This window comes from Sphingomonas mangrovi (genome assembly GCF_047975845.1).
In the GTDB taxonomy this organism is placed as follows: domain Bacteria; phylum Pseudomonadota; class Alphaproteobacteria; order Sphingomonadales; family Sphingomonadaceae; genus Sphingomonas.
In genome coordinates this window covers 16,363-40,823 of sequence record NZ_JBIUCZ010000021.1, presented here as the reverse complement: position 1 = coordinate 40,823, position 24,461 = coordinate 16,363, and the positions used below count along the sequence as shown (strand labels likewise).

Here is a 24,461-nt window from a genome sequence, read left to right as displayed (position 1 = left end):
CCCGTTACTTGGCGCGACGCTTGCGCGCGAAGGCGAGCGCAGCGGCGCCGCCGCCGAGCAGCAGCATCGACGCGGGCTCCGGCACCGGCGCGGGCGTGCCTCCCGACGAACCGGTTCCCCCCGACGAACCATTGTGGCCGCCCGACGAGCCGCCGCCCCACCAATGCTTGCCGGTCGCCATCGCCGGCGACGCTGCTGCGACGGTGACCAGCGCCGCGCACAGGATCGTCGAAATCTTCATTCCCGTTCCCCTTCGGATGAACTGTAGAGAACCGGAAATAGCGAACGGCTGCCGCGAAAGTAAACGAATCAATAACGCTGTGGACAACCAGCCTGTGCCTCTTTGAAACGCCTGTAAAAGAAGCCGACGCATCAGTCGCCGGCGACGCTCCCCCGAACCCCGCCGCGCCGCCTCACGGTAAATGGGTGCGCACCCATGTGTCGTAGAGCTCCGGCCAGCCGCGGCCAGGCGCGCTCTCGGGCAGGTGCTTGGCGCCGAAGCCGTGGCCGCCCTTCTCGTAGAAATGCGCTTCGACCGGCACCTTGGCGGCGCGGGCGGCGGCGAGCAGGTCGAGGCTCTGTTCGAGGGGAACCAGCGGGTCGTCCATCGCGTGCACCAGGAACAGCGGCGGGGTGCCGGTGGTGACCCGATCGGGCGTGTCGTAGCGGCGGCGCGTCTCCGGAGTCGGATCGGGGCCGAGCAGGTTGTCGGCCGAGCCGCTGCGCAGGCCGGGCTTCGACAGGCTAGTGACCGCATAGACCAGCCCCGACCATGCCGGACGCGCCGATTGGCGGTCGGCGGCGTCGATCGGCGCATAGACGCGGTCGTCATGGCCGACGGTCAGCGCGGCGGCGAGGTGCCCGCCCGCGGAGAAGCCGAGCACGCCCAGTTTCGCCGCATCGATGCCGTAGCGCACGGCATTGGCACGGATCAGCCGCATCGCCCGCTGCGCGTCCTGCAGCGGCACGTCCGCGCGGTCGGCCCAGCCGTCGCCCGGCAGGCGATAGCTCAGCACGAAGACGGTGATGCCGAGCGGGTTGAGCACGCTCGCCACGTCGATGCCCTCGTTCTCCAGCGACACGAAGCCATAGCCGCCGCCGGGGATCGACAGGACGGCGCGGCCATCGGGGCGGGCAGGGCGGTACACCGCGACGATCGGGTCGGCGGTACCGCGCATCCACAGCTCGGGCCGCTTGGGATCGCCGCTCATCTCGGGCCTGGGCGTGGGAAGACGGGCCGGCGCGCCCGGTGCCTTGCCGGGCCACAGCCGGAAATGCTCGGCGGGCGGCCAGGGCGTCATGCCGCCGCGGGGCTGCGCCTCCGCGCCGGTGGCTGCGGCGACGGGCAGCGCGAGCGCGGTGCCGAGCAGGGTGCGGCGGTCGAACGTCATGGGAGCCTCTCCGTTTCGTCGGCGGAAGACGTACCGCGCGCACGCGCAAAGAAAAACCCGCCCGGACGCGTGCCCGGGCGGGTTCCTTGGTCCGGTCGCTGGACGGGCTTACTTGCCGTCGAACAGCTTGGCCCAGCCGCGCTTGGCGCGGTTCTTCCAGTGGCCGCGGTGATAGGCGTCGGACGCCAGCAGCGGCATGACCGAGCCCGCTTCCGCGAACACCATCTGCTCGATGCCGGTGTTAACCTTGCCCCAGCTCGCCGCCTCCTGGAGGGTCGAGGACGAGCAGGCGCCGTCGCGCACGTCGGCGACGGTGATCTGCACCGCATACTTGTGCACTTCGACGTCCTCGTGGCCCAGGATCTCGGCGCAGACGACCGTGTCCTGGATGAAGTTCTTGGGCACGCCGCCGCCGATCATCAGCAGGCCGGTGGTGCCGGCTGCGATCTTGATGTCGGTCAGCTCGCGGAAGTCCGCGATCGAGTCGATGGTGAGGTAGGGCTTGCCCGCCTTCATCGCGTCAACCTGGTGCTTGACGAGGCCGAAGCCCGCCGACGAGTCGGTGAACGCCGGGCAGAAGATCGGCACGTCATGCTCATAGGCGAGCTTGACGAGGCTGTTCTCCTTCTTGCCGTGCTCGACGAGATACTTGCCCATCTCGCGGATGAACGCGCGGCTCGAATAGGCCTTGGGCTCCAGCGTCTCGGCGATCTCGAAGATCGTGTGGTCGACGTTCTGGAGGTCTTCCTCGTCGATGTAGGTGTCGTAGATGCGGTCGATGTAGAGCGAGCGCAGCGTGTCGTCGTCGGGGATCTCGAGCGCCTGATAGTGCTTGTGACCGAGACCTTCGAAGAAATCCATGTCGACGATGGTGGCGCCGGTCGCGACGATGCCGTCGACCATGTTGTTGCGCACCAGCTCGGCATAGAGATCCATGCAGCCTGCGGCCGAGGTCGAGCCCGCGATCACCAGGAAGACCGAGCAGTCCTTGTCCTCGAGCATCTGGTTGTAGATGCCGGTGGCGCGCGCCAGGTCGCGGCTGGTGAAGCTCATCTTCTGCATCGAATCGATGATCGGACGCGCGTCGAAGCTCTTGATGTCGATGTGCTCGACGACGGACGAGAGCAGCTCGGCCTTGCGATTGTCGTTGGTCTTGGTCTCAGTCATGGTCTTCCCAATGTTCAGGACCGGCGTCGTTCAAGGGGACGCACGAAACCCGTAGGGCGGCGGGAGCATCAGCGCCCGCCGCCCGCGTCGGTTGGCCGCGTGGCCGTTACAGCTTGATGACGTTCGAGCGCTGCTCGCGTTCCGCCGTTTCCAGCGCAACGTAGAGCGAGGCCATCGGCTCGTCCTCGACGATCACCGTCTCTTCCGATCCGAAGCCGTTGAACGCCGTGCGCATCGCGCAGCCGTAGGCGCCGAGCATGCCGATCTCGACATAGTCGCCCGCGCGGCTGTCCGCCGGCAGGTCGAACGGACCCGCCATATGGTCCATGTCGTCGCAGGTCGGGCCGTAAAAGCTGAAGCCCACGTCCTTGGCATCCGACTCCGGCTCGCGCAGCAGCTGCACCGGAAAGCGCCAGCCGATGTGCGCCGCGTCGAACAGCGCGCCATAGGCGCCGTCGTTGATGTACAATTCCGCGCCGCGGCGCTTCTCGACTCGCACCACCAGCGAGCTGTACTCGGCGCACAGCGCGCGGCCCGGCTCGGCCCACAGTTCGGCCGAATAGGAGACCGGCAGGCTTTCGAACGCGCGGTGGATCGTTTCGAAATAGCGCTCCAGCGGCGGCGGCTCCATGCCCGGATAGGTCGACGGAAAACCACCGCCCACGTCGATCACGTCCACCGTCACGGCTGCCTCGACGATGGCGGCGCGCACGCGCTCCATCGCGTTGGAATAGGCTTCCGGGCTCATCGCCTGGCTGCCGACGTGGAAGCAGATGCCGAGCGCGTCGGCCGCCTGGCGCGCCGCGAACAGCAGATCCTTCGCCTCGTGCGGCGCTGCGCCGAACTTCGACGCGAGGCTGAGCTTCGAGTGATCCGACGACACGCGCAGCCGGACGCACAGCGTCAGGTCCTCGGCGCCGCGGGTCGCGCGGACGATCTTTTCCAGCTCCTCGAGCGTGTCGAGCGAGAAGGTGCGCACGCCGTGCGTGAAATACGCTTCCGCGATCGCTTCCTCGGCCTTGACCGGGTGCATGAAGCACAGCGTCGCGTCCGGCAGCGTGCGCGCGACCAGCCGCACCTCGGCGATCGAGGCCACGTCGTAGTGCGTGATGCCGCTGTCGAACAGGATGCGGAGCAGATCGGGAGACGGATTCGCCTTCACCGCATACATCGACCGGCCCGGAAACTTCTCCACGAAGAAGCGGGCGGCCCGACGCGCGGCGTGCGGGCGAACGAGCGTCACCGGCTGGACCGGTGCACGCTGTGCGATGTCGACGCCACGAGCGGCAGTCGAATGGGCGATCGCTAGCCCCAACGCGCTATGATGTTCGGCCAATTCAAGGGACCTCCAAGGGGTTGTTCGACACAAGAGCTGCCTTGCGGTTGGAAGTCCCATGGGGCAGCGGATGGCGCACATAGGGTCGGTGGTCCGGCGTGTAAAGCGCCTGACTCGCAGACCGGCCGCCACGGAGACGAAATGTGACTCTCGTACGACAGCCGACCCACGCCGGCGTCCGCGATGCGGCAGCCAAGATCGCCCGGATTCTCCCGCCGACACCGGTATTCGTCGTCGAACTCCAGGGTGTCGCCGTCGCGTTCAAGGCCGAATCGCTTCAGCCTGTCGGCGCGTTCAAGATCCGCGGTGCGTGGCACCGTCTTACCACGCTCGACCCGGCGGCGCGAGCGCGTGGGGTCGTCGCCTTCTCCTCGGGCAATCACGCGCAGGGCGTCGCCTGGGCGGCGCAGCGGCTGGGGATGCCGGCGACGATCGTGATGCCGTCGGACGCGCCCGAGGTGAAGCGTGCGGCGACCCTGGCGCTGGGCGCCGAGATCGTCGGCTACGATCGCCGAAGCGAAAGCCGCGAGCGGATCGCAGGCGACCTCGCGGCACAGCGCGGCGCGACGCTGGTGCCGAGCTTCGACGATCCCTGGGTGATCGAGGGGCAGGGGAGTGCCGGCATCGAGGCGGCGGCGCAGATGGCGGCGGAGGGGCTCGGCCCCGTGCGCCATGCGGTGACCCCGTGCGGCGGCGGCGGGCTTGCCGCCGGCCTCGCGCTGGCGCTGCCCGATGCCCGGGTGACTGTCGTCGAGCCGGCGGGCTGGGACGACATGCGCGTCTCATTGGAAGCCGGGAGGATCGAGCCGGTCGCCGCGGACGCGCCGGACACCGCCTGCGACGCGCTGCAGACGCCGCGCGTGTCGCCGCTGACTTTCGCGGTGCTCGCAGGGCGTGGTGCGACCGGCGTGTCGGTCAGCGAAGCGGACGTGCGCGCCGCGCAGCGCTGGGCGGCGCGCCAGCTACGGCTGGTGGTCGAACCCGGCGGCGCCGTCGCGCTCGCCGCGCTGCTGGCGGGCAAGGTTGCGCCGACGCAAGGCATGCTGGTGCTGCTGTCGGGCGGCAACGTCGATCCGCAGGCCTATGCGGCGGTGCTGGCTCGGAACGACTGAGTGGCGGCGCCAGCGGGGCGAGCGGCGCTAGGCACACCGATCCTGCCGTGAAAAACCTGATTTTCTGCGGTAGGAAGGTGGTGGACGCACTTGGGCTCGAACCAAGGACCCGCTGATTAAGAGTCAGCTGCTCTACCAACTGAGCTATGCGTCCGTCGCCTTTGGCGCGGGCGGCGGGGTGGCCCGCCGCGTTGGAGGCGGCCAATTAGCAACGACCCCTGGGGCTGCCAACCCCTAAAATGCAGCTTTTCCCGTTTTTCTCACCAGCGCTGCTGATCGCGGTTGGCGCGGTCGATCGACATGAGAATCCCCAGGCACAGCAGCACCGTCATCTGCGCAGACCCGCCGTAGCTCACCAGCGGCAGCGGGATGCCGACCACCGGCGCCAGCCCCATCACCATCATCAGGTTGATCGCGACGTAGAAGAAGATGGTGGTGGCGAGCCCCGCCGCGGACAGCCGGGCGAAGCGGGTATTGGCGCGCACGCCGACGTGCACGCCCCAGCGCACCACCAGCAGGAAAGCGAGGATCAGCAGCACGCCGCCGACCAGCCCCCATTCCTCCGCCATCGTCGCGAACACGAAGTCGGTATGCCCCTCCGGCAGATAGTCGAGGTGGCTCTGGGTGCCCTGGAGGAAGCCCTTGCCGAACATGCCGCCCGATCCGATCGCGATCTTCGACTGGCTGATGTGATAGCCGGCGCCCAGCGGGTCGCTTTCGGGGTTGAGGAAGATGAGCACGCGGTTGCGCTGATAGTCGTGCAGCAGGAAGTTGAACGCGAGCGGCACGATCATCACGATCGCCAGCGCGCCGCCGACGAACAGCCGCAGCGGCAGTCCGGCGAGGAACATGACGGTAAGGCCGCCTGCGGTGATCATCAGCGCGGTGCCGAGGTCGGGCTGGAGCATCACCAGCGCGGCCGGCACGCCGATCAGCACCACCGCGGGCCAGATCGCGCCGAAGCGCCGGATCTCCGACGGCGGCAGCAGGTCGTAGAAGCGCGCGAGCGCGAGCACGATCATCGGCTTCATCAGTTCGGACGGCTGCAGCCGGATGAAGCCGACGTCGAGCCAGCGCTGGCTGCCGCCGCGCACCGCGCCGAGCAGCTCGACCAGCAGCAGCAGCACGACGATCACCGCATAGGCGGGCAGGGCGCCCTGCTGCCACACCGACAGGCGCACGCGCGACACCACCACCGCGCCGCCGAGGAACACCGCGAAGCGGATGCCCTGGCGCAGCGCCCAGGGATTGATGCTGCCGCCCGCAGCCGAGAACAGCACCACCAGCCCGAAGCCGCCGATCGCGAGCACCAGCAACAGCATCCGCCAGGGAAGCTGCGCGAGCGCCGAGGGAACGAGGCCGAGTCCGGTGCCGGAGTTCTTGATGCGCTTCATTCGGCCGGGTTCTCGCGGGGGCTGCTCATTCGGAGCGCTGGTGGGTCGGGGACTGCGCCACCGCGGGGTCGGGAGGCGCTTCGCTGGCGATCGCCGCATCGACGGCGTTGCCGACCGCGTCAGGCGTGTCGACCGTCGCCGGGGCCGGCGCGACCTGCGCCGCGGCATGCGCGGCCTGGAAGGCGGCGCTTTCGGCGCGCATGCGCGTGGCGATGTCGCCGCCCCAGGTCGGCTCGAACTCGGCGAGCGTCTTCATCGCGCGCTCGCGGTCGTAGAGATAGGTCAGGATGTCGCGCGCGATGATCGGCGTGTCGAGATTGCGGATCAGGTGGGCGTTGTGCTCGAGGACGATGCCCGCTGCATAGCGCGGATTGTCGGCCGAGGAGAAGCAGATGAACAGCGCGTGGTCGCGCAGCTTGAACGGCAGCTGCCCGTTCTTGAGCACGCCCGAGCGACGCTCGGCCATGGTGATGCGGCGGACCTGGGCGCTGCCGGTCTTGCCGGCGATGGTGACGCCGGGCACCTGCATCCGCGCCGCGCCGCCGGTGCCGCCGCCGTTGACCACCGCGAACATCGCGTCGCGCACGATCGCCATCTGCTCGGGCGTCGCCGAGAGCGCCGGTGCGGCGGGCGCGGGGCCGTCGATCAGCAGCCGCGGCTGGAGCGCGCGGCCCGAGGCGAGCCGCGACGCCATCACCGCGAGCTGGAGCGGATTGGCGAGCACGTCGCCCTGACCGATCGAGGCGTTGAGCGAATCCGCCACCGTCCACGGTTTGCCGTATTTCTTCAGCTTCCACTTGGAGTCCGGGACGGTGCCGTAGCGCTGTGACGAGAAGGGCAGGTCGAACGTCTGTCCCATCCCCAGCGAACGCGCGACCGGCGCGAACATGTCGTAGCCGAAGCGGCGTGCCATTTCGTAGAAATAGATGTCGCAGCTCTGCGCCACGGCATAGCGCATGTTGACCGCGCCATGACCGCCGCGCTTGTGACAGTGGAATACGCCGGTGCCGACGCGCAGCGCGCCCGAGCAATGCACCGTCTCCTGCGGGTGCACGCCCGCTTGCAACAGCGCGAGCGCGTTCATCGGCTTGACCGTCGATCCCGGCGGGTAGAGTCCCTGAAGGACCTTGTTCATCAGCGGGATGTGATCGTTTTCCGACAGCATCTTCCATTCGAGCCGGCCGATGCCGTCGGAAAAGCTGTTGGGATCGTAGGCGGGCATCGACACCATCGCCAGGATGTCGCCGGTGAGGCAGTCGATCACCACCGCCGCGCCCGAATTGGTGCCGAGCCTGCGCGCGGTATATTCCTGCAGTCCGGCGTCGATCGTCAGGCGGACCGTCTGGCCGGGTCGATCCGGGCGCGTTGCGAGCTCGCGCACCGGCTCGCCGCGGGCGGTGACCTCGACCCGCCGCTCGCCAGGGATGCCGCGCAGACGCATCTCGAGCGCCTTTTCGAGCCCGTCCTTGCCCAGCTTGAACCCCGGCGTGATGAGCAGCCGGTTCTTGGTCTCCTGATATTGTTCGGCCGAGGCGGCGCCGACATAGCCGGTCAGGTGCGCGACCGCGGCGCCCAGCGGATAGTTGCGCGAGAAGCCGCGCGCCGGCACCACGCCGGGCAGGTCGGGCAGGCGGACGCTGAGCGCGGCATAGCGCTCCCACGGCAGGTTCTCCGCCACCTGCACAGGCTGCAGCCCGCGGCTGCGCTCCAGGTCGGTTTCGATCCGCTCCATGTCCTCCGGCGTCAGCGCGAGCAGGTCGCGCAGCATCGCCAGCACACGCGGCGGATCCTTCAGCCGGCCGGGGATGACGTCGACGCGGAAGTCGGTGCGGTTGTTGGCGATCGGGGCGCCGTTGCGATCGACGATCCAGCCGCGGCGCGGCGGCACCAGTGTCATGTTGACGCGGTTGCTCTCGGCCATCAGCTCGTAATGCTCGTTCTCGGCGACCGCGAGCCAGCCCATGCGGCCGGCGAGCAGCAACCCGATGCCGCCCTGGATCGCGCCGAGCGCGAAGGCGCGGCGCGAGAAGGTATAGGCTTGTGCCGCCTCGGTGACGACTCGGGTGGGACCGCCGAGCAGCCGGCTCATTTTTTCGCGCTCCGCCGGTGCTGCCACGCGCACAGCCGCGTCGCCGCGGGGAACGTCAGCCCCGCCAGCGCGGTCTGGATCAGCAGCGGCCCGTCGACATAGGCGGACAGCGTGCCGGCGAACACCCGACAGAGCGCGATGTAGAGCGCGATCGCCGCGGTCGCGATCACCCAGTCCTGCCAGAAGTCGCGCTGCACCAGCCGCGTGTCGAGCAGGTCGAGGGCGAGCAGGCACAGCGACCAGAGCAGCGTCGCGCTGCCCATCGGCTGGCCGCTCACCAGATCGTCGAACAGCCCGAGCGGCGCCGCCGACCACACCGGCAGCGCGTTGGATCGGAACAGCCGCCAGGCGAGCAGCCCGATCAGCCCGAACGGCGGCAGGAACGGCACGGTCGCGACCAGCGGCACGATCGTGAGCAGCGATCCGAGCATCACCATCGCCACCGCGGGACGCCAGTAGCGGTAGCGCGGCTCGGGAACCGCCAGTTCGATCGGCACCAGCGCGCTCACGATGCGGTCTCCGCCTCCGGCGCGGGCGTCGGCACCGGCTGAGGGGGCGGGGCGGGGGGCAGGAAGGTCTCCAGCACCATCGCGAAGTCGGCGCGGTCTGGCTGGGCGAACACGCGCGAGGCGGCGGTGTCGCGCGCGTTCTGGAGCACGCGCGCAACCGGAATGCCCGGCGGATAGATGCCGCCGATGCCGGACGTCACGAACACGTCGCCGGCCAGGAACGGCGCGTTGGCGATGTTGGCGGAGCGCACGTCGACCATGCCGTCGCCGCGTCCGTTGGCGATCGCCGGCAATCCGTCGCGGGTACGGCGCACCGGGATCACGCTGTCGGGATCGGTCAGCAGCACGACGCGCGCGGTATGGGGGCTGGTCTCGACGACGCGGCCGAGCAGTCCCTCGGGCCCCAGCACCGGCTGGCCCGAGCGCACGCCCTGTGCATGGCCGACCGCGAGCACGGCGTAGCGGCGCGTGGACGAGGCGGACGAACTCACCAGCCGCGCGGTGGCGACGGTGCGGGTGGGCAGTTCCTGGACGCGCAGCAGGATGCGCAGGCGCTCGTTCTCGCGCACCAGCAGCCGCGCGCGCTGCACCAGCGCGGCGTCGCGCTGTACCTGGGCGCGCAGCTCGCGATTCTCGCCCATCACGCGGAAATGGTCGCCGATCGAGCCCGGGATGCCGGCGACGCCGTCGCGCAGGTTGCGCAAGCCGAGCGACACCGGCGCCGTGCCCTCGCGCACGACTCCGCGCAGCGCGGCGAACGCCGGCGGGTCGAACGTCGACAGCAGCAGCAGGGCAGCGCCGATCAGCGCCCCTGCCGCCGCCGCGACATAGCCCAGGAACAGCCCATATTGTGCCCGGCGCGAAAAGCCCGGGCGCCGGTCGCGTTGCGGCGCCATCGCCGGCAACCCCCCATCAGACCGCGAGCAGCACGCCCCGGTAGATATCGTCCTCAAGCGCCCGGCCGGTGCCGAGCGCGACGCAGGTCAGCGGATCCTCGGCGACCGAAACCGGCAGCCCGGTCTCGTCGCGCAGCACCTCGTCGATCCCCTGCAGCAGCGCGCCGCCGCCGGTGAGGACGATGCCCTGGTCGACGATGTCGGCGGCGAGCTCGGGCGCGGTGTTCTCCAGCGCGATCCGGACGCCCTCGACGATCGTGTTGACCGGCTCGGCGAGCGCTTCCGCGATCTGGCCCTGGTTGATCTGGATCTCCTTGGGCACGCCGTTGACGAGGTCGCGGCCCTTGATGTGGATGACCGCGCCGATGCCGTCGGCCGGCGGCTTCGCGGTGCCGACTTCCTGCTTGATGCGCTCGGCGGTCGCTTCGCCGATCAGCAGATTGTGGTTGCGGCGGACGTAGGAGACGATCGCCTCGTCCATCTTGTCGCCGCCGACGCGCACCGAGGTGGAATAGGCGAGGCCGCGCAGCGAGAGCACCGCGACTTCGGTGGTGCCGCCGCCGATGTCGACCACCATCGAGCCGATCGGCTCGGTCACCGGCATGTCGGCGCCGATCGCGGCCGCCATCGGCTCCTCGATCAGGAACACCTGGCTCGCGCCGGCATTGGACGCGGCGTCGCGAATCGCGCGGCGCTCGACCGAGGTTGAGCCCGACGGCACGCAGATCACGATCTGCGGCCAGCGCACGAAGCGGCGCTTGCCGTGCACCTTCTCGATGAAGTGCTTGATCATCTGCTCGGCGACATCGATGTCGGCGATGACGCCGTCGCGCAGCGGGCGGATCGCCTCGATCGAGCCCGGCGTCTTGCCCATCATCAGCTTGGCGTCGTCGCCGACCGCCTTGACCTTCTTGACGCCGTTGAGCGTCTCGACCGCGACCACCGACGGCTCGTTGAGCACCACGCCCCGGCCGCGCAGGTAGACGACGGTGTTCGCGGTGCCGAGGTCGATCGCCATGTCGTGCGACATGAATTTGAAGAAGCGAGAGAAGAGCGCCATCAGTTGTTCCGTCTATCGCCGCGTCGCCCCCGTCGCGGCTGTTCGCACCTGTACCGGACCCGGCGACCGGATGTCTCCGGCCGATGTACGCTGGCGGATGCGGGTCGCGGGATGGCGCCGCTTGGGCTAGAGCGGCACCCATGTCAATACGACGCCTGCCCGAGCATCTCGTCAACCGCATCGCCGCCGGCGAAGTGGTGGAACGCCCCGCCAGCGCGCTGAAAGAACTGGTCGAAAACGCGATCGATGCGGGCGCCGCCCGGATCGAAGTCCGGATCGCCAGCGGCGGCATCGACCTGATCGAGGTGACGGACGACGGCTGCGGCATGTCTCCGTCCGACATGGCGCTCGCGCTGGAGCGCCATGCGACCTCCAAGCTGCCCGACGAACGCATCGAGGCGGTCGAGACGCTGGGGTTTCGCGGCGAGGCGCTGCCCTCGATCGCCAGCGTCGCGCGGCTGACGATGGAGAGCCGCCCGCGCGGCAGCGCCGGCTGGATGCGCACGGTCGACAACGGCCGGGTCGAGGCGGAGGGGCCGGCCGCGGTGCCGCCGGGCACCCGCATCCGCGTCGAGGGGTTGTTCGCGCGCGTGCCGGCGCGCCGCAAGTTCCTGCGCACGCCGCGTTCGGAGTTCGCCGCCTGCCTGGACGCGGTGCGGCGGCTGGCGATGGCGCGCCCCGACATCGCCTTTTCGCTCGAGCACGACGGCAGGCGGGCGCTGGCGGTGCAGGGCGGCGAGACCCAGCCCGAGCGGGTGGCGGGGCTGGTCGATCGCGCGCTCGCCGACAACAGCGTCGCGATCGACTATGTCCGCGAGGGGCTGCGGCTGGGCGGGGTCGCGGGGCTGCCGACCTTCAACCGAGGCATCGCCGACCACCAGTATCTGTTCGTCAACGGCCGGCCGGTGAAGGATCGGCTGCTCGCCGGTGCGGTGCGCGGCGCCTATGGCGAGATGCTGGCGCGCGACCGCCACGCGGTGGTGGCGCTGTTCTTGGAAGTGCCGCCCGACCAGATCGACGTCAACGTCCATCCCGCCAAGACCGAGGTGCGCTTCCGCGACCCGGCGCTGGCGCGCGGGCTGATCGTCGGCGGCCTGCGCCGCTCGCTCGACGCCGCCGGGCACCGCGTCGTGCAGCGGCCGCAGGCGGATGCGCTCGCGGCGTGGCAGCAGGAACCGGTGGCGCCGGCGATGCCGGAAGGCGCGCTGTTCGCGGCTGCCGTAGCGGCAGGGCAGGAGCGCGCGGGCTATGTTCCGGTGCCGGCGTTCCACGAGCCGCGCACCGGCTTCTTCACGCCGCAGCCGCTGCAGGCACGCGCCGAAGTGGCGGAGGCGCCGGTGCCGGCCACCGTCTCGCACCCGCTGGGCGTCGCGCGCGGGCAGGTGGCCAAGACCTATATCGTCGCCGAGGCGGAAGATGGTCTGGTGCTGGTCGACCAGCACGCCGCGCACGAGCGGCTCGTGCTCGAACGCATGCGCCGCGCGCTGGCCGAAGGCGGCGTCGCCGCGCAGGCGCTGCTGCTGCCCGAGGTGGTCGAACTCGACGAGCCCGCCTGCGACCGGCTGGAGGAGCGGAGCGCCGAACTCGCCGAGTTCGGGCTGGAGCTCGAACGCTTCGGCCCGCGCGCGATGCTGGTGCGCGCGACGCCGGCGCTGCTCGGCAAGAGCGACATCGCCGGGCTGGTCACCGACCTAGCCGACGAGCTGGCGGCGCACGACACCGCCCTCAGCCTCAAGGAGCGGCTCGACCACGTCGCCGCCACGATGGCGTGCCACGGATCGGTGCGCGCGGGCCGGGTACTGGCGGTCGCCGAAATGAACGCCTTGCTGCGCGAGATGGAGGTGACGCCGCATTCCGGCCAGTGCAACCACGGTCGCCCGACCTGGGTGAAACTGTCGATGGCGGACGTGGAGAAGCTGTTCGGGCGGAAGTGACTGTCCTGCACGAGGTTTCGTGTCGGCGACTGGGTCCGCTGTCAGGGGAGTCTAGTTGGCGGGGTCACAATCCAGACATCGGGCGTGAGATGCCCGCTTCCGACCCAGGCCAGAACACTCGGTTCGGCAATCCTCGTACCCAAGCGTTCAGCGCGCTCAGTCCCGTTCTCCATCGCCGAGCGGCGATCTTGGGAAAGAGCAATCGGGAACAGATACTGGAAAGAGCGGATGCCCCGGACGTCTATGGGAGCAAACGGCGGGGTCGCCTCCCCACGGCACGTTCCTTTGCGGAAATGATGGGTGAGGCGCTAAGGGGTAGCATATAGGGGCGCTGTGACCACTTGCGCTGACCTGCAACCTGTCGGTGTTGAGAGTAGCGTATCCAAATGAGCGACCAAAAACATGGCGTCGCGGTGCAAGGCCGTCTGATCCCCTTCCCAGCATCCATCAGTCCGGAGGCGCGTGCCAGCCTCGAACGGCAGGTGAACGACGATGGCGTGCCGCTGAACGCGCTCTATGCGATGCCGCTTCCCGACGATTATGCCGGGTGGATGAAGGTCAAGGCGGCGGCGGACGGACTATGCGGCTGCAGTCAAGGCCCTCGCCGGTACATTGCGGGCAAGCGTCGAGGCTATCCGGACCGACGACGCCACAGTCCATATCGCGACGCCCGAAACCGTGCTTAAGCCGGGTTGCGCCTATCTGGATTTCCATGGCGGGGCGCTGGTAGTGGGCGGGGGCGAGGCTTGCAGGGCGCAGGCACGGATGCAGGCTGACCAGCATGGGGCGGTTTGCTACGGCGTCGATTACCGGATGCCGCCCGAGCATCCTTATCCGGCTGCGCTGGATGATGCATTGGCGGCCTATCGCTACGTGCTGGAACGCCATGCGCCGTCAAATATCATCGTGGGCGGACGATCGGCGGGCGGTAATCTCGCGGCGGCGATGCTGCTGCGCGGTCGGGACGAAGGGCTGCCCATGCCTGCCGGGATGATCCTGCTGTCGCCGCAGGTGGACCTGACCGAGTCGGGTGACAGCTTCGAAGTCAACCAGATGGTCGATGTTGTGCTGCCTGGATCGCTCATGCGGAACAACCGGCTGTATGCCGGCGGCGCCGACCTGTCGCATCCTTATCTGTCCCCGCTGTTCGGCGACCTTACCGGCTTTCCGCCGACCTTCCTCCAATCGGGAACGCGCGACCTTTTTCTGTCCAACGCGGTACGGATGCACCGTGCATTGCGCCGGGCACATGTAGATGCCGAACTGCACGTCTTCGAGGGGATGCCGCACGGTGGGTTTCAGGGGAATACACCGGAGGATCAGGACATCGCGGCCGAGGTATCGCGATTTGGCGAAGCCCTTTGGAGTTGAAGCCTTTTCCCGAAACTCGATTCCGATAGGGACACCTTCGCCGTCTCACTGGCCGTTCCTTTGTTGCAAAGGCCAATAGCTGCAAACGCCCATCGGCAGAGGTGACCCCCGCCTGACGGTGGGGTAAAGGCAGTGTGCCGAGAATAGAGTGGCAGGGTGGTGTCTCCTGCATCCGCTACGCGGATTCTTCCCTGCCACGGCATCAACCTGACTGGTTCAGGGGGTGCTTCGCGTACGCGCTGGCCCGCTGATCCGGCGAGTGGAGCCGACCATGAAGTACGTTTTTCTTGCTGCAGCGATCATTTCCGAGGTGATCGGCACCACGGTTATGAAGCAGTCCGAAGGCTTCACCAGGCTAGTGCCTAGCCTCATCACGGCTGTTGCTTACGCCATCGCGTTCTTCTGCCTTTCGCAAACGCTCAAAACGATACCTACCGGCATTGCCTATGCCATTTGGTCTGGGGCAGGCATCGTCCTGATCGCGACCGCTGCGGCAGTGTTTCACGGGCAGAAACTCGACGCTCCGGCTATGATAGGGATGGGGCTTATCATCTGTGGAGTGGTCGTGATGAACGTCTTCTCCAAAGCGACCGGGCATTAAGGTGCGTGTTGAAGCAGATTCCCACCGTCTGTTTTACCGTCGAACCCAGATATTCCCGAAAACAGCATCGCTTTCGGGACAGAACCGCGGCCTCGGGATGGCAATTAACAGCATCCGCGTTCTCGAGAGCCGCCAGTCTGCTTCCCAGCCACTTCCGGTCGGCTTGGCCAGCTGCGGGCGAGCAACACGATGCGCTTCGCTTACGGATGTTAAGCTCAGGTGAGACAGTCTAATAAAGCGGGAAGACTAAAGCGGAGAGGGTGCGGATGACCGAGCATCACGGGAATTGCCATTGCGGCCAGCTTCGGCTCACCCTCTACGAGACGCCGTCTGAGGTGGCCGAGTGCAACTGCTCGATATGCCGGCGTACTGCCGGACTGTGGCACTATTGCGTGCCCGACGCTGTGACGGTGCTCGGTGCGGGGATCGCGTATCAGCAGGGCGATTGCGCGCTCGACCTGTGGCATTGCCCTACCTGCGGATGCACGACGCATTGGACGTCGACGGATCCCACGTATCTGCGCATGGGGATCAACCTCAGGATGTTCGATCCCGCGCTCTGGGGCGACCTCCCGCACCGGTTGGTCGATGGCGCCAGCTACTAGGCCAGGTCGTCCGCTACCAGCTTTCCAGCCAGAACCTACCGAAGCGCGACGGGACTATCCGCGTTGGTCGCGCACGTGCCCCGTCAAACGGAAAGCGCTCGTCCGCTACCCCAGCAGGGCGCGGACGCCGGCGGCGTCGGTGGGGCGGCCGAACCAATAGCCCTGGCCCTCGCGGCAGCCGAGCGCGCGCAGCGCGTCGAGCGCCGCGGCGGTTTCGACGCCCTCGGCCACCACGCCCAGCCCGAGAACCGCGGTGAGTTCGACGATCGCATGCACCAGCTTGTGCGCCTCGGGGTCGGTTTCCATGTCCTGGACATAGGACTTGTCGATCTTGAGCTTGTCGAACGGCAGCATGCGCAGATGCTGGAGCGACGAGAAGCCGGTGCCGAAATCGTCGAGCACCAGCTGCATGCCGCGATCCTTCAGCGTGCCGATCGCGATGCGCGCGTTGACCGGCTCGGCGATGATCGCGTTCTCGGTGATCTCCACCGCGATGCGCTGCGGCGGGAAGCCGGTTCGGGCGAGCAGCGCCAGGACGGTGTCGCCGAACCGCGGATCCTTGAGCTGGATCGGCGAGACGTTGATCGACAGCAGCAGGTCGGACGGCCAGGTCGCGGCGACCGCGCAGGCGCGTTCGAGCAGCTGCATCATCAGCGCGTCGACCAGTCCGCTTTCCTCGGCGATCGGGATAAACTGATCCGGACCGACCGCGGCACCATCGGCGCGGTGCCAGCGCGCGAGCATCTCGAACCCGCTGATCCGCCCCGAGGCGAGCTCCACGATCGGCTGGAAATGAGGCTGGAAGGCGTCGTCGGCGAGATCGCGGCGCAACTCGCGCTCGAGCAGCGAGCGGCGGGTGATCTCGGCATCCATCGAGGGCTCGAATGCCAGCACGCGCGAGCGCCCCTCGGCCTTGGCGCGATAGAGCGCGATGTCCGCGCGGCGCATCAGCGTCGACAGGTCGCCGGCATCTTCCGGGAAGAAGGACAGGCCGATGCTGGCGCCGATATAGTGCGACAGCCCTTCGATCAGGAAGGGCGCCGAAAGCTCCTGTACCAGTTGCGCCGCCAGCCGCTGCGTTCCCTGGCGGTCGCCGGAGGATCGGTCGAGCGTCACCGCGAACTCGTCGCCGCCGAGCCGATAGGCCGTGCCGCACGCGCCGACGAGCCGCTGGAGCCGATGCGCGACCGCCTGCAGCAGCCGGTCGCCGGCGGCATGGCCGTGGACGTCGTTGACGCCCTTGAAAAGGTCGAGGTCGAGGATCATCAGCGCGAGCGGGCCGGCGGTGGGGCCGAGCGCGTGCAGCGGTTCGAGCCGCTCGTTGAGCGCGCGCCGGTTGGGTAGCGCGGTCAGCGGATCGCGATAGGCGAGCTCCTGCGCGGTCTGTTCGGCATGGCGCGCGCGCTCCTGTTCGGCGAGCATCTCCGAGCGCGAGCGCAGGACCTGGGTGAAGCGCGCGTAGTTGGCGGTCATGGTCGCCGCGATCAGCAGCGCGACCAGCGCCAGATTGGTGCCGATCCCGATCTGGTAGAGATCGCCCGAGAGCAGCAGGCGCAGCGTCACCGGCATCGTCCCGAACAGCAGCGCGAGATAGGCGGCGTGGGGCAGGGCCTGCAGGCAGTAGCAGGTGCCGATCGAGCCGACGAAGATGTAGAGCACCACCGCCAGGCGATGCTCCGGCGTGACCGCTTCGAGCATCACCAGCCCCCAGCCGCCGAGCACGAGGCTGAGGAAACCCGCCAGGAAAATGGTGGTGCGCAGATGGCGCCGGATCTCCGTCGGCGGCGCATGCCGCCGCCGCAGGAACCAGATCGCCCCGCGTGCCGCGACCAGCACCGACAAGAGACCCGGGACGCCCGGCGATAGCAGGAACGGCACTTCGCCGATCGTAATGCCGGCGAGGAACGCCACGTTGCAGACCAGCAACAGGTACATCAACGGAATCTGTCGGCGCAGCGAGAGATACTGCTCGACCAGCAGTTGGTCGGTCTCCGGTCGCGCAAGCGCCGGCAAAGGAAACAGCCGACCGATCATCGTCATGTAACTCGCAGCCGTGTCACTTGGCTGCCTTGCACCGTAATCGGTTTAGAATTTCTTGTGCACTTCTTTGGACATAGCGGCATTGGGTGCCGCGCATTCGGACCTATGCCACCAGCATGCGCCGCAGCACGTCGAGCGAATAGGGTTTCTGCACCACCGCAAAGCCGTGGTGCCCGTCCTCGGCGAGAACGTGGCTGTAGCCGCTGGTCAGCACCACGCGCAGCGCCGGCCAGCGCCGGCGGAGCTGCTGCCCCAGGGTGATGCCGTCCATGCCGGGCATCACCACGTCGGAGAAGACGAGGTCGAAGCGCTCGCCGTCCTCCTCCAGGACCTGCAGCGCCTCCGCGCCGCTCTTCGCCCAGCGGACGGTCTGGCCGAGTTCGGCGAGCAGCATGCCCGCGCACTCGCCCACCGTCTCGTTGTCCTCGACCAGCAGGACGTGGCGCGCCGGAATCGGCGTGGGACGATCGCCCGCCGCCTCCGCCCCGTCGCTCGGCGCTTCCTCGGCGCAGGGGAGGAACAGGCTGAAGCGGCTGCCTTCGCCGGCGCGACTGGCGACGGCGATGTCGCCGCCCGACTGTTTGGCGAAGCCGTAGATCTGGCTGAGCCCGAGCCCGGTGCCTTTGTTTACCGGCTTGGTGGTGAAGAAGGGCTCGAAGATGCGCTCCAGCGTCTCGGGCGCGATGCCCGATCCGGTGTCCGCCACCGCGACCTCGACGAACGCGCCGTGCGCGGCGGCGTGGCCGCGGATCGCGGGGATGGCATCGGTGCGCGCCGCGGTGATGCGGACGCTGCCGCCGTCGGGCATGGCATCGCGCGCGTTGATGACGAGGTTGAGGATCGCGGTTTCGAACTGGCTTGGATCGGCCTCGACCGATCCGACCGCGTCGGCGATGTCGATGGTCAGCGCGGCCGTGTCGCCCAGCGTGGTGCCCAGGATCTGCTCCATGCCGCGCACGCGCTCCGCCACGGCGAAGCGCTCGGGGCGGAGCGGCTGGCGGCGGGCGAAGGCCAGCAGTTGCCCGGTGATCCGCGCCGCCCGGTCGGCGGTGTCGGCGATCGCCTGCACGTAGCGCGCCCGCTTCTCCTCCGGCAGGTCGGGGCGCTGGAGCAGGTCCGCCGAGGAGCGGATCACCGTCAGCAGGTTGTTGAAGTCGTGCGCGACGCCCCCGGTAAGCCGGCCGATCGCCTCCATCTTCTGCGCCTGCGACAGCGCCTGGCGGGTGCGCTCGATCTCTTCCTGCGCGCGCCGCCGCTCGCTGATGTCGCGGGTGACCTTGGCGAAGCCGAGATGGCGGCCGTCCTCGCCATAGACCGGATCGATGACCACGCTGGTCCAGAACGGCGTGCCGTCCTTGCGCACCCGCCAGCCCTCGGCCTCGAACTTCCCTTGTTCGAGCGCGGTCCGGAGCGCGAGTGCGGGGATCCCCTTCTCGCGATCCTCGGGCGTGTAGAAGCGCGAGAAATGCTGGCCGATGATCTCGTCGGCGGTGTAGCCCTTGAAGCGCTCCGCCCCGGTGTTCCAGCTGCTCACCCGTCCTTCGACGTCGAGCATGTAGATCGCATAGTCGCGGATCGACTGCAGCAGCAACTCGAAGCGGACTTCGCCGACCGAGCCGCAACGCTGGGGCTCGCCGGTCCCGGGGGAACTACTCATGCCCGAGCCATAGGGCGGCCGGGCGTGCTTGGCGAGACACCGCTTCGCGCGTCGTTTCAGGGCGGGACGCCGGCGCGTCCCGCGGCGCAGGCGGCTTGTCACGATGCTGTAACGATCCCGTCACCGAACTGACCCGCAAATCGCATCATCCCGTCATCTGAAATCCCTAGCAGGGCGCTCGAGGCCGATCGGGGGAAGGTCCTCTCCAATCGGTCGCGCCTGTCCTGCAAGCCCCGGGGTGTATCCCGGAACGGAGATTTCATGGCCGACCTGAAGCGCATGAGCCTGATCCTGCTGACGAGCTGCGCCGCGATGGCGCTGGCCGGCTGCGACGGTTCCTCGAGTGTGGCATCGCCCGGCGAGGGCACGGTGGTGGTCCCGGGAACGCCCACGCCGACCCCGACCCCAGGCGCCACGCCGACCCCGACGCCCGGAACGCCTGCCGCGAGCTGCCCGACCGGGACCAGCGACGTCGGCGTGATCGGCAACTATCGCAGCTGCCGCCTGCCGTCGCAGATCACCTCGGCGCTGTCGCTGCCGAAGGTCGCGGGCGTCGCCTACGAGATGAACGGCCGCGTCGACGTCGGTGCCGACATCGGCGGCGCGGGCAATACGCCGGGCGGCGTCAGCGCCACGCTGACCATCGCGCCGGGCGCGATCGTCTATGCCAACACCGCCAACGCCGATAACGACTTCCTGGTCGTCAACCGCGGCTCGCGGCTGATCGCGGAAGGCACCGAGACCCAGCCGATCATCTTCACCGCGCAGGACAACCTGACCGGCAAGGTCACCGACGAGTCGCAGGGGCTGTGGGGCGGCATCATCCTCGCCGGCCGCGCGCCGATCTCCAACTGCAACGCGACCGTGACGCCGGGCACCGCGCAGTGCGAGAACGTGGTCGAGGGCACCAGCACCGCGCTGTACGGCGGCGCGATCCCGACCGACAACAGCGGCACGATCCGCTACGTCCAGATCCGCTATTCGGGCACCGTCATCAGCCCGAACAACGAGCTGCAGGGGCTGACGCTGGGCGGCACCGGCTCGGGCACCACCATCGACCACGTCCAGGTCCACAACAGCTCGGACGACGGCATCGAGATCTTCGGCGGCCGCACCAACCTGCGCTACCTGGTGATGACCGGCGCGGACGACGACAGCCTGGATACCGATGTGGGTTGGCAGGGCTTCGTCCAGTTCCTGCTCGCGATCCAGAAGCCGAACAACACGCAGAGCGACAACTACGCGACCGAGATCGACTCGAACAACAACGAGGACGCACTGCCGCGCCAGCGCTACAACCTCGCCAACTTCACCTTCGTCCACACCTCGAGCGCGACCAATGCGGCGATCCGCATCCGCGGCGGCGCCGACGCGCGCTTCGTCAACGGCATCGTGGTGAGCCCGGTCGCCTGCCTCAACATCGTCGCGGGTGCCGACAGCAACGGCAAGACGACGATCCGCCCGGCCAACGGCGCGCTGGAGGATCAGGGTCCGCCGATGTTCGACTCGGTGCTGTTCGGCTGCGCCTCGCCATATGCGGAGACCACGGTGAACAACGTCACCGTCACCACCGCCGAGCAGCGGGCCGTGTTCGCCGCGGGCAGCAACAACCTGGAGAACGGTTCGGGCCTGATCGCCAACGGCTATTTCCCGGCCGGTGCGGCGACGACCGCGACCGCGTTCGACGCCTCGACGCTCAACCCGACCGGAACCAGCTTCCTCATCAAGACCAGCTACGTCGGCGCGGTCAGCGGGCCGAACGACACCTGGTACCAGGGTTGGACCTGCAGCTCGAACCGGGCGACCTTCGCGACCAGCAACAGCTGCGTCGCACTTCCGAACTGAGGCCGAAAGGGCGGGGGCGTTCGCGTCCCCGCCCACGCCATCTTTGCGACCAGAGCGCCGGGGCAGCCATGAAGAAGACCGTGTTTCTCACCACCTTGCTCGCCTCGACAGCCTGGGCGCTGCCGGGTCAGGCGCAGACCACCACCGCCCCGGCGACTCCGCCAGCGGCCACCACCGTGGCGCCGGACGCCGGCACCCCCGTCGATCAGGAAGACGTGGAGCTTTCGACTCCCGGTGCCGACACGGGCGGCGACATCGTCGTGGTGGGCCGCCACATTCCCGATGCGGTGCGCGCGACGCCCCAGGTGGTGAACGTGCTCTCCACCGCCGACATCGCCCGCACGGGCGAGGGCGACATCGCCGGCGCGCTCCAGCGCGTTACCGGCCTATCGGTCGTCGGCAACGGCTTCGTCTACGTGCGCGGTCTGGGCGACCGCTACTCCTCGTCGCTGCTCAACGGATCGCCGCTGCCGAGCCCCGAGCCGCTGCGCCGCGTGGTGCCGCTCGACATCTTCCCGACCAACGTCATCGCCTCGGCGCTGGTGCAGAAGAGCTATTCGGTGAACTATCCCGGCGAGTTCGGCGGCGGCGTCGTCAACCTCACGACGCGCGCCGTTCCCGAGGAGAGCTTCCTGCAGATCGGCGGATCGCTCAGCGCCGACACCGTCACCACCAGCGAGCTGGGCTACGTCTACGACGGCGGCCGCTACGACTGGACCGGATTCGACAGCGGCGAGCGCAAGGTGCCGGGCTTCGTCCGCGCCGCCGGTGCCGACGGCGCATCGCTCGCGCCCGAGCGGCTGGCGCAGATGTCCAACGCGCCGACCACGCTGCTCCAGGAGAATGCGCAGCTGCCGGCGAACTATTCGGCCGAGCTCAGCTTCGGCACCGCCAAGGACATCGGCGGCACCCGGCTGGGCCTGATCGCCGCCGCGGGCCTCAGCAACACGTGGCGCACGCGCGACTCGATCCAGCAGGTCAGCGACAGCCCCGACGGCGGGCTGCTGCGCGACTTCCACACCGTGTTGACCGACAACCGCGCGATCGTGAACGGGCTGCTCGGCCTGGGTGCCGAGTTCGGCGAGAACCGCGTTCGCTTCACCAACCTCTACGTCCACGACACGCTCAAGCAGGGTCGGCTGTCGCGCGGCTCCACCGCCAACATCGGCACGCTGCCGGGCGGCATCGACCCGTTCATCAACCAGAACACCAACTGGTTCGAACGCCAGCTGATCGACAGCCAGCTGGTCGGCGAGTTCAAGCTGGGCGACCTGTCGCTCGACCTGCGCGGCGCATATGCCAACACCCAGCGCAACGCGCCCTACGAGCGCGCCTTCACCTACCAATACAACGAGGGGCTGCAGCGCTACACCAACAACCTGTCGGGGCTGCAGTCGGCGAGCGTCGCGTTCAGCGAACTCGACGAAGACTTGTGGTCGGGGCAGGCGAACCTCAGCTGGCACGTTCCGGCCGCGCGCGAGATCGTGCTCTCGGCCGGCTATGCCTACAACGACACGGACCGCGACTCGACGCGCTACACCTTCCAATATTCGGCGGCGAACAACGGTGCGCTCGATCCGGTGCTCGCGCAGCTGCGTCCGGACTATCTGCTGTCCGACTATACGGTGCTCACCAACGGCATCTACCTGCGCAACACGTCGACCGGTCAGGGGGCGGCCGCCTACAGCGCCAGCCTCCGCGTCCACGCCGGCTATGCCCAGGCGGAAGGCGAACTGGCCGACGGGCTGCGCGCGACCCTGGGCGTCCGCTACGAGGATGCGATCGAGGAGGTGCAGCCCTCGGGCGGTGCCGCCGGTACCCGGCTCGCCAACGACTATTGGCTGCCCGCCGCCACCGTCACCTGGAACTTCGCCGAGGACATGCAGCTGCGCTTCCACGGATCGAAGACCATCGCCCGCCCGCAGTTCCGCGAGCTCGCGCCGCAGCTCTACCAGGATTTCGAGAGCGACCGGCTGTTCTTCGGCAATCCGTTCCTGAAGGACTCGCAGCTCTACAACGGCGAGGCGCGCTTCGAATGGTATTTCGCGCGCGACCAGCGGCTGTCGCTCGCCGGCTTCTACAAGAAGATCGAGGATCCGATCGAGGCGGTTGCCTTCTTCCCGGCGGGCACCGACACGCTCCAGACCGGCTTCGCCAACGCCCCGTCGGCTCGGCTCTTCGGCGGCGAGGTCGAGTTTCAGAAATACGTGTCGCTCGCCGGGCTGGGTGGCGACTTCTTCGCCACGCGCCGGCTCGTGCTGATCGCCAACTACACCTACACCGATTCCAAGATCAAAGCCGACGACAGCCTGATCGCCAGCCCGATCCAGGGCGGTGCCGAGCCGGTGCTGCGCGCCGCGAACATCCTGTTCCAGGACGGCGCGCCGCTTTCCGGTCAGTCGGACCACCTCGTGAACCTTCAGCTTGGGCTGGAGGATACTGAGCGGCTGTCGCAGCTGACGGTGCTGTTCAACTACGCCAGCGACCGCGTCACCAACCGCGGTCCGGTCGGCGGGGGCGGCGGCGTGCGGCTGCCCGATCTGATCGAGCGGCCGGGCATACGCCTGGACGTGGTCGGGCGGCAGGGCTTCGAAATCCTGGGCACGACGGTCGAGGTGAAGGCGGAGGCCCGCAACCTGACCGGCACCCGCTACCGCGAGTCGCAGACCTTTGCGGAAGGCCAGCGCGTCGACATCAACAACTACCGCCTCGGCCGCGTCTTCTCGCTGGGCGCCAGCGTCACTTTCTGAAGACCCGAGCCTCGACGACCGCAAAGGGCAGGCGCGCGGTTTCGCGTGCCTGCCCTTTTGCAGTGCGCGAACGTCGGCCCGACGCCGGACGGCGGTATTGGTCCAATCTGCCGCGCGACCCGTGGCTTCCCTCCGAAACCGACCTGTTCGCGGTTTCCCTCGCCTCGTCGCAGCCCTATCGCCGCGCCATCGGCAGCAGCGCCGCAGTTCCTGTCATCAAAGTGGCATGTATCTGTCGCAAAACGAAAAGACCCGCCGCCTATCGTCCCGAGAATAACAAGGGTGAATGCGGTGATGCTGCTTGTGGAACATGCTGCCAGGCGTAGCGGCGATTGGGCCGAAACGGGGTGGATGGAGCTCGAAATGCAACGCGACGACGATCTTCAATACTATTACCGCAGGGCGGAGACCGAACTGGAGCGCGCGCAGACGGCGGCCGATCCTGCCGCGGTGAAGGCGCATTACCTGCTCGCCGGCTATTATCTCGATCGCGTGTACAACCAGGAGGGTTTGGCCCGTCGTGCCCACTAAGCCGGGCCCGACGGCGGCGGATCTCGACCGTCAGGCGCTCGGCGCGCTGTCGCTGGCGGCGGGGCAGGCCATCGCCCAGCACGCCGACCAGCTTCGCCGGCGCAGCGGCCTCGGGTCGCTGCGCCCGCGCGGGATGCTCTCGCCGATCTTCCGCAACTAAGCACTGCCTAAGC

At 68.5% G+C, this 24,461-nt stretch carries 21 protein-coding genes and 1 tRNA gene; 10 read left to right on the top strand and 12 right to left on the bottom strand.

Annotated features, from left to right (window positions below):
* Nucleotides 1-4: 4 nt before the first annotated feature.
* The 4 genes from ACBY01_RS11230 to ACBY01_RS11215 form a co-directional block, all read right to left on the bottom strand.
* Nucleotides 5-241 carry a PEP-CTERM sorting domain-containing protein gene (locus ACBY01_RS11230; RefSeq protein WP_416460936.1) on the bottom strand — a complete coding sequence of 79 codons (237 nt, stop codon included), beginning with the start codon at nt 239-241 and terminating at the stop codon, nt 5-7.
* A 172-nt stretch (nt 242-413) separates the two neighbouring features.
* A complete protein-coding gene (locus tag ACBY01_RS11225; RefSeq protein ID WP_416460935.1) occupies nt 414-1,391 on the bottom strand; it encodes an alpha/beta hydrolase in 978 nt (325 codons plus the stop codon).
* A 108-nt stretch (nt 1,392-1,499) separates the two neighbouring features.
* Entirely contained in the window at nt 1,500-2,558 is a 1,059-nt protein-coding gene (locus ACBY01_RS11220; protein WP_416460934.1) for a 1,9-bis(guanidino)-5-aza-nonane synthase, read from the bottom strand.
* Between the two features lie 106 nt (nt 2,559-2,664).
* A complete protein-coding gene (locus tag ACBY01_RS11215; protein ID WP_416460933.1) occupies nt 2,665-3,894 on the bottom strand; it encodes a type III PLP-dependent enzyme in 1,230 nt (409 codons plus the stop codon).
* A gap of 143 nt (nt 3,895-4,037) precedes the next feature.
* Between ACBY01_RS11215 and ACBY01_RS11210 the strand changes: the two genes are divergently transcribed.
* Nucleotides 4,038-5,006: a threonine ammonia-lyase gene (locus ACBY01_RS11210; protein ID WP_416460932.1), complete on the top strand. Its 969-nt coding sequence runs from the start codon at nt 4,038-4,040 to the stop codon at nt 5,004-5,006.
* 78 nt (nt 5,007-5,084) lie between these two features.
* Here the strand turns inward: ACBY01_RS11210 and ACBY01_RS11205 are convergent.
* From ACBY01_RS11205 to ACBY01_RS11180, 6 genes are all read right to left on the bottom strand, one after another.
* Nucleotides 5,085-5,160, bottom strand: a tRNA-Lys gene (locus ACBY01_RS11205).
* A gap of 106 nt (nt 5,161-5,266) precedes the next feature.
* Complete coding sequence (gene rodA, locus ACBY01_RS11200) at nt 5,267-6,400, bottom strand: rod shape-determining protein RodA (RefSeq protein WP_416460931.1); 1,134 nt, start codon at nt 6,398-6,400, stop codon at nt 5,267-5,269.
* 25 nt (nt 6,401-6,425) lie between these two features.
* Nucleotides 6,426-8,489 (bottom strand): penicillin-binding protein 2, encoded by a 2,064-nt coding sequence (mrdA, locus tag ACBY01_RS11195; protein ID WP_416460930.1) that lies wholly within the window; start codon nt 8,487-8,489, stop codon nt 6,426-6,428.
* The gene (mreD, locus tag ACBY01_RS11190; protein WP_416460929.1) at nt 8,486-8,998 is read right to left on the bottom strand and encodes a rod shape-determining protein MreD; all 513 of its coding nucleotides are present in this window, start codon (nt 8,996-8,998) and stop codon (nt 8,486-8,488) included. The genes mrdA and mreD overlap by 4 nt, the downstream gene beginning before the upstream one ends.
* On the bottom strand, nt 8,995-9,894 hold the full coding sequence (locus ACBY01_RS11185) for a rod shape-determining protein MreC (protein ID WP_416460928.1): 900 nt from the start codon (nt 9,892-9,894) through the stop codon (nt 8,995-8,997). Before ACBY01_RS11185 ends, mreD begins: the two co-directional genes overlap by 4 nt.
* A gap of 16 nt (nt 9,895-9,910) precedes the next feature.
* The gene (locus ACBY01_RS11180) at nt 9,911-10,954 is read right to left on the bottom strand and encodes a rod shape-determining protein (protein WP_416460926.1); all 1,044 of its coding nucleotides are present in this window, start codon (nt 10,952-10,954) and stop codon (nt 9,911-9,913) included.
* 140 nt (nt 10,955-11,094) lie between these two features.
* Here ACBY01_RS11180 and mutL point away from each other — a divergent pair, with 140 nt between their 5' ends.
* From mutL to ACBY01_RS11155, 5 genes are all read left to right on the top strand, one after another.
* Nucleotides 11,095-12,888 carry a DNA mismatch repair endonuclease MutL gene (gene mutL, locus ACBY01_RS11175; protein WP_416460924.1) on the top strand — a complete coding sequence of 598 codons (1,794 nt, stop codon included), beginning with the start codon at nt 11,095-11,097 and terminating at the stop codon, nt 12,886-12,888.
* Nucleotides 12,889-13,274: 386 nt separating this feature from the next.
* On the top strand, nt 13,275-13,574 hold the full coding sequence (locus ACBY01_RS11170) for a hypothetical protein (protein WP_416460922.1): 300 nt from the start codon (nt 13,275-13,277) through the stop codon (nt 13,572-13,574).
* A complete protein-coding gene (locus tag ACBY01_RS11165; RefSeq protein ID WP_416460921.1) occupies nt 13,567-14,259 on the top strand; it encodes an alpha/beta hydrolase in 693 nt (230 codons plus the stop codon). The genes ACBY01_RS11170 and ACBY01_RS11165 overlap by 8 nt, the downstream gene beginning before the upstream one ends.
* A 271-nt stretch (nt 14,260-14,530) precedes the next feature.
* Entirely contained in the window at nt 14,531-14,860 is a 330-nt protein-coding gene (locus ACBY01_RS11160) for an SMR family transporter (RefSeq protein ID WP_416460920.1), read from the top strand.
* A 266-nt stretch (nt 14,861-15,126) separates the two neighbouring features.
* The gene (locus ACBY01_RS11155; RefSeq protein WP_416460919.1) at nt 15,127-15,465 is read left to right on the top strand and encodes a GFA family protein; all 339 of its coding nucleotides are present in this window, start codon (nt 15,127-15,129) and stop codon (nt 15,463-15,465) included.
* A 105-nt stretch (nt 15,466-15,570) separates the two neighbouring features.
* Here ACBY01_RS11155 and ACBY01_RS11150 read toward each other — a convergent pair whose 3' ends face one another.
* Together ACBY01_RS11150 and ACBY01_RS11145 are read right to left on the bottom strand one after the other, a co-directional pair.
* Nucleotides 15,571-17,499: a putative bifunctional diguanylate cyclase/phosphodiesterase gene (locus tag ACBY01_RS11150; protein ID WP_416460918.1), complete on the bottom strand. Its 1,929-nt coding sequence runs from the start codon at nt 17,497-17,499 to the stop codon at nt 15,571-15,573.
* A gap of 109 nt (nt 17,500-17,608) precedes the next feature.
* Nucleotides 17,609-19,162: a PAS domain-containing sensor histidine kinase gene (locus ACBY01_RS11145; RefSeq protein ID WP_416460917.1), complete on the bottom strand. Its 1,554-nt coding sequence runs from the start codon at nt 19,160-19,162 to the stop codon at nt 17,609-17,611.
* A 261-nt stretch (nt 19,163-19,423) separates the two neighbouring features.
* Here ACBY01_RS11145 and ACBY01_RS11140 point away from each other — a divergent pair, with 261 nt between their 5' ends.
* The 4 genes from ACBY01_RS11140 to ACBY01_RS11125 all read left to right on the top strand — a co-directional run bounded on the left by ACBY01_RS11140 (nt 19,424) and on the right by ACBY01_RS11125 (nt 24,448).
* A complete protein-coding gene (locus ACBY01_RS11140; RefSeq protein WP_416460916.1) occupies nt 19,424-21,007 on the top strand; it encodes a hypothetical protein in 1,584 nt (527 codons plus the stop codon).
* A gap of 68 nt (nt 21,008-21,075) precedes the next feature.
* Nucleotides 21,076-23,757 (top strand): TonB-dependent receptor domain-containing protein, encoded by a 2,682-nt coding sequence (locus tag ACBY01_RS11135; RefSeq protein ID WP_416460915.1) that lies wholly within the window; start codon nt 21,076-21,078, stop codon nt 23,755-23,757.
* A gap of 363 nt (nt 23,758-24,120) precedes the next feature.
* Nucleotides 24,121-24,288: a hypothetical protein gene (locus ACBY01_RS11130; RefSeq protein ID WP_416460914.1), complete on the top strand. Its 168-nt coding sequence runs from the start codon at nt 24,121-24,123 to the stop codon at nt 24,286-24,288.
* A complete protein-coding gene (locus tag ACBY01_RS11125; protein ID WP_416460913.1) occupies nt 24,278-24,448 on the top strand; it encodes a hypothetical protein in 171 nt (56 codons plus the stop codon). The genes ACBY01_RS11130 and ACBY01_RS11125 overlap by 11 nt, the downstream gene beginning before the upstream one ends.
* Nucleotides 24,449-24,461: the final 13 nt, after the last annotated feature.

Coding starts and splice junctions, on each gene's coding strand:
- ACBY01_RS11160 (WP_416460920.1), top strand. CDS start 14,531: ATGAAGTACGTTTTTCTTGCTGCAGCGATCATTTCCGAGGTGATCGGC.
- mutL (WP_416460924.1), top strand. CDS start 11,095: ATGTCAATACGACGCCTGCCCGAGCATCTCGTCAACCGCATCGCCGCC.
- ACBY01_RS11180 (WP_416460926.1), bottom strand. CDS start 10,954: ATGGCGCTCTTCTCTCGCTTCTTCAAATTCATGTCGCACGACATGGCG.
- ACBY01_RS11145 (WP_416460917.1), bottom strand. CDS start 19,162: ATGAGTAGTTCCCCCGGGACCGGCGAGCCCCAGCGTTGCGGCTCGGTC.
- ACBY01_RS11170 (WP_416460922.1), top strand. CDS start 13,275: ATGAGCGACCAAAAACATGGCGTCGCGGTGCAAGGCCGTCTGATCCCC.
- ACBY01_RS11185 (WP_416460928.1), bottom strand. CDS start 9,894: ATGGCGCCGCAACGCGACCGGCGCCCGGGCTTTTCGCGCCGGGCACAA.
- ACBY01_RS11225 (WP_416460935.1), bottom strand. CDS start 1,391: ATGACGTTCGACCGCCGCACCCTGCTCGGCACCGCGCTCGCGCTGCCC.
- ACBY01_RS11135 (WP_416460915.1), top strand. CDS start 21,076: ATGAAGAAGACCGTGTTTCTCACCACCTTGCTCGCCTCGACAGCCTGG.
- ACBY01_RS11155 (WP_416460919.1), top strand. CDS start 15,127: ATGACCGAGCATCACGGGAATTGCCATTGCGGCCAGCTTCGGCTCACC.
- ACBY01_RS11130 (WP_416460914.1), top strand. CDS start 24,121: ATGCAACGCGACGACGATCTTCAATACTATTACCGCAGGGCGGAGACC.
- ACBY01_RS11230 (WP_416460936.1), bottom strand. CDS start 241: ATGAAGATTTCGACGATCCTGTGCGCGGCGCTGGTCACCGTCGCAGCA.
- ACBY01_RS11150 (WP_416460918.1), bottom strand. CDS start 17,499: ATGATCGGTCGGCTGTTTCCTTTGCCGGCGCTTGCGCGACCGGAGACC.
- ACBY01_RS11140 (WP_416460916.1), top strand. CDS start 19,424: ATGGCCGACCTGAAGCGCATGAGCCTGATCCTGCTGACGAGCTGCGCC.
- mrdA (WP_416460930.1), bottom strand. CDS start 8,489: ATGAGCCGGCTGCTCGGCGGTCCCACCCGAGTCGTCACCGAGGCGGCA.
- ACBY01_RS11220 (WP_416460934.1), bottom strand. CDS start 2,558: ATGACTGAGACCAAGACCAACGACAATCGCAAGGCCGAGCTGCTCTCG.
- rodA (WP_416460931.1), bottom strand. CDS start 6,400: ATGAAGCGCATCAAGAACTCCGGCACCGGACTCGGCCTCGTTCCCTCG.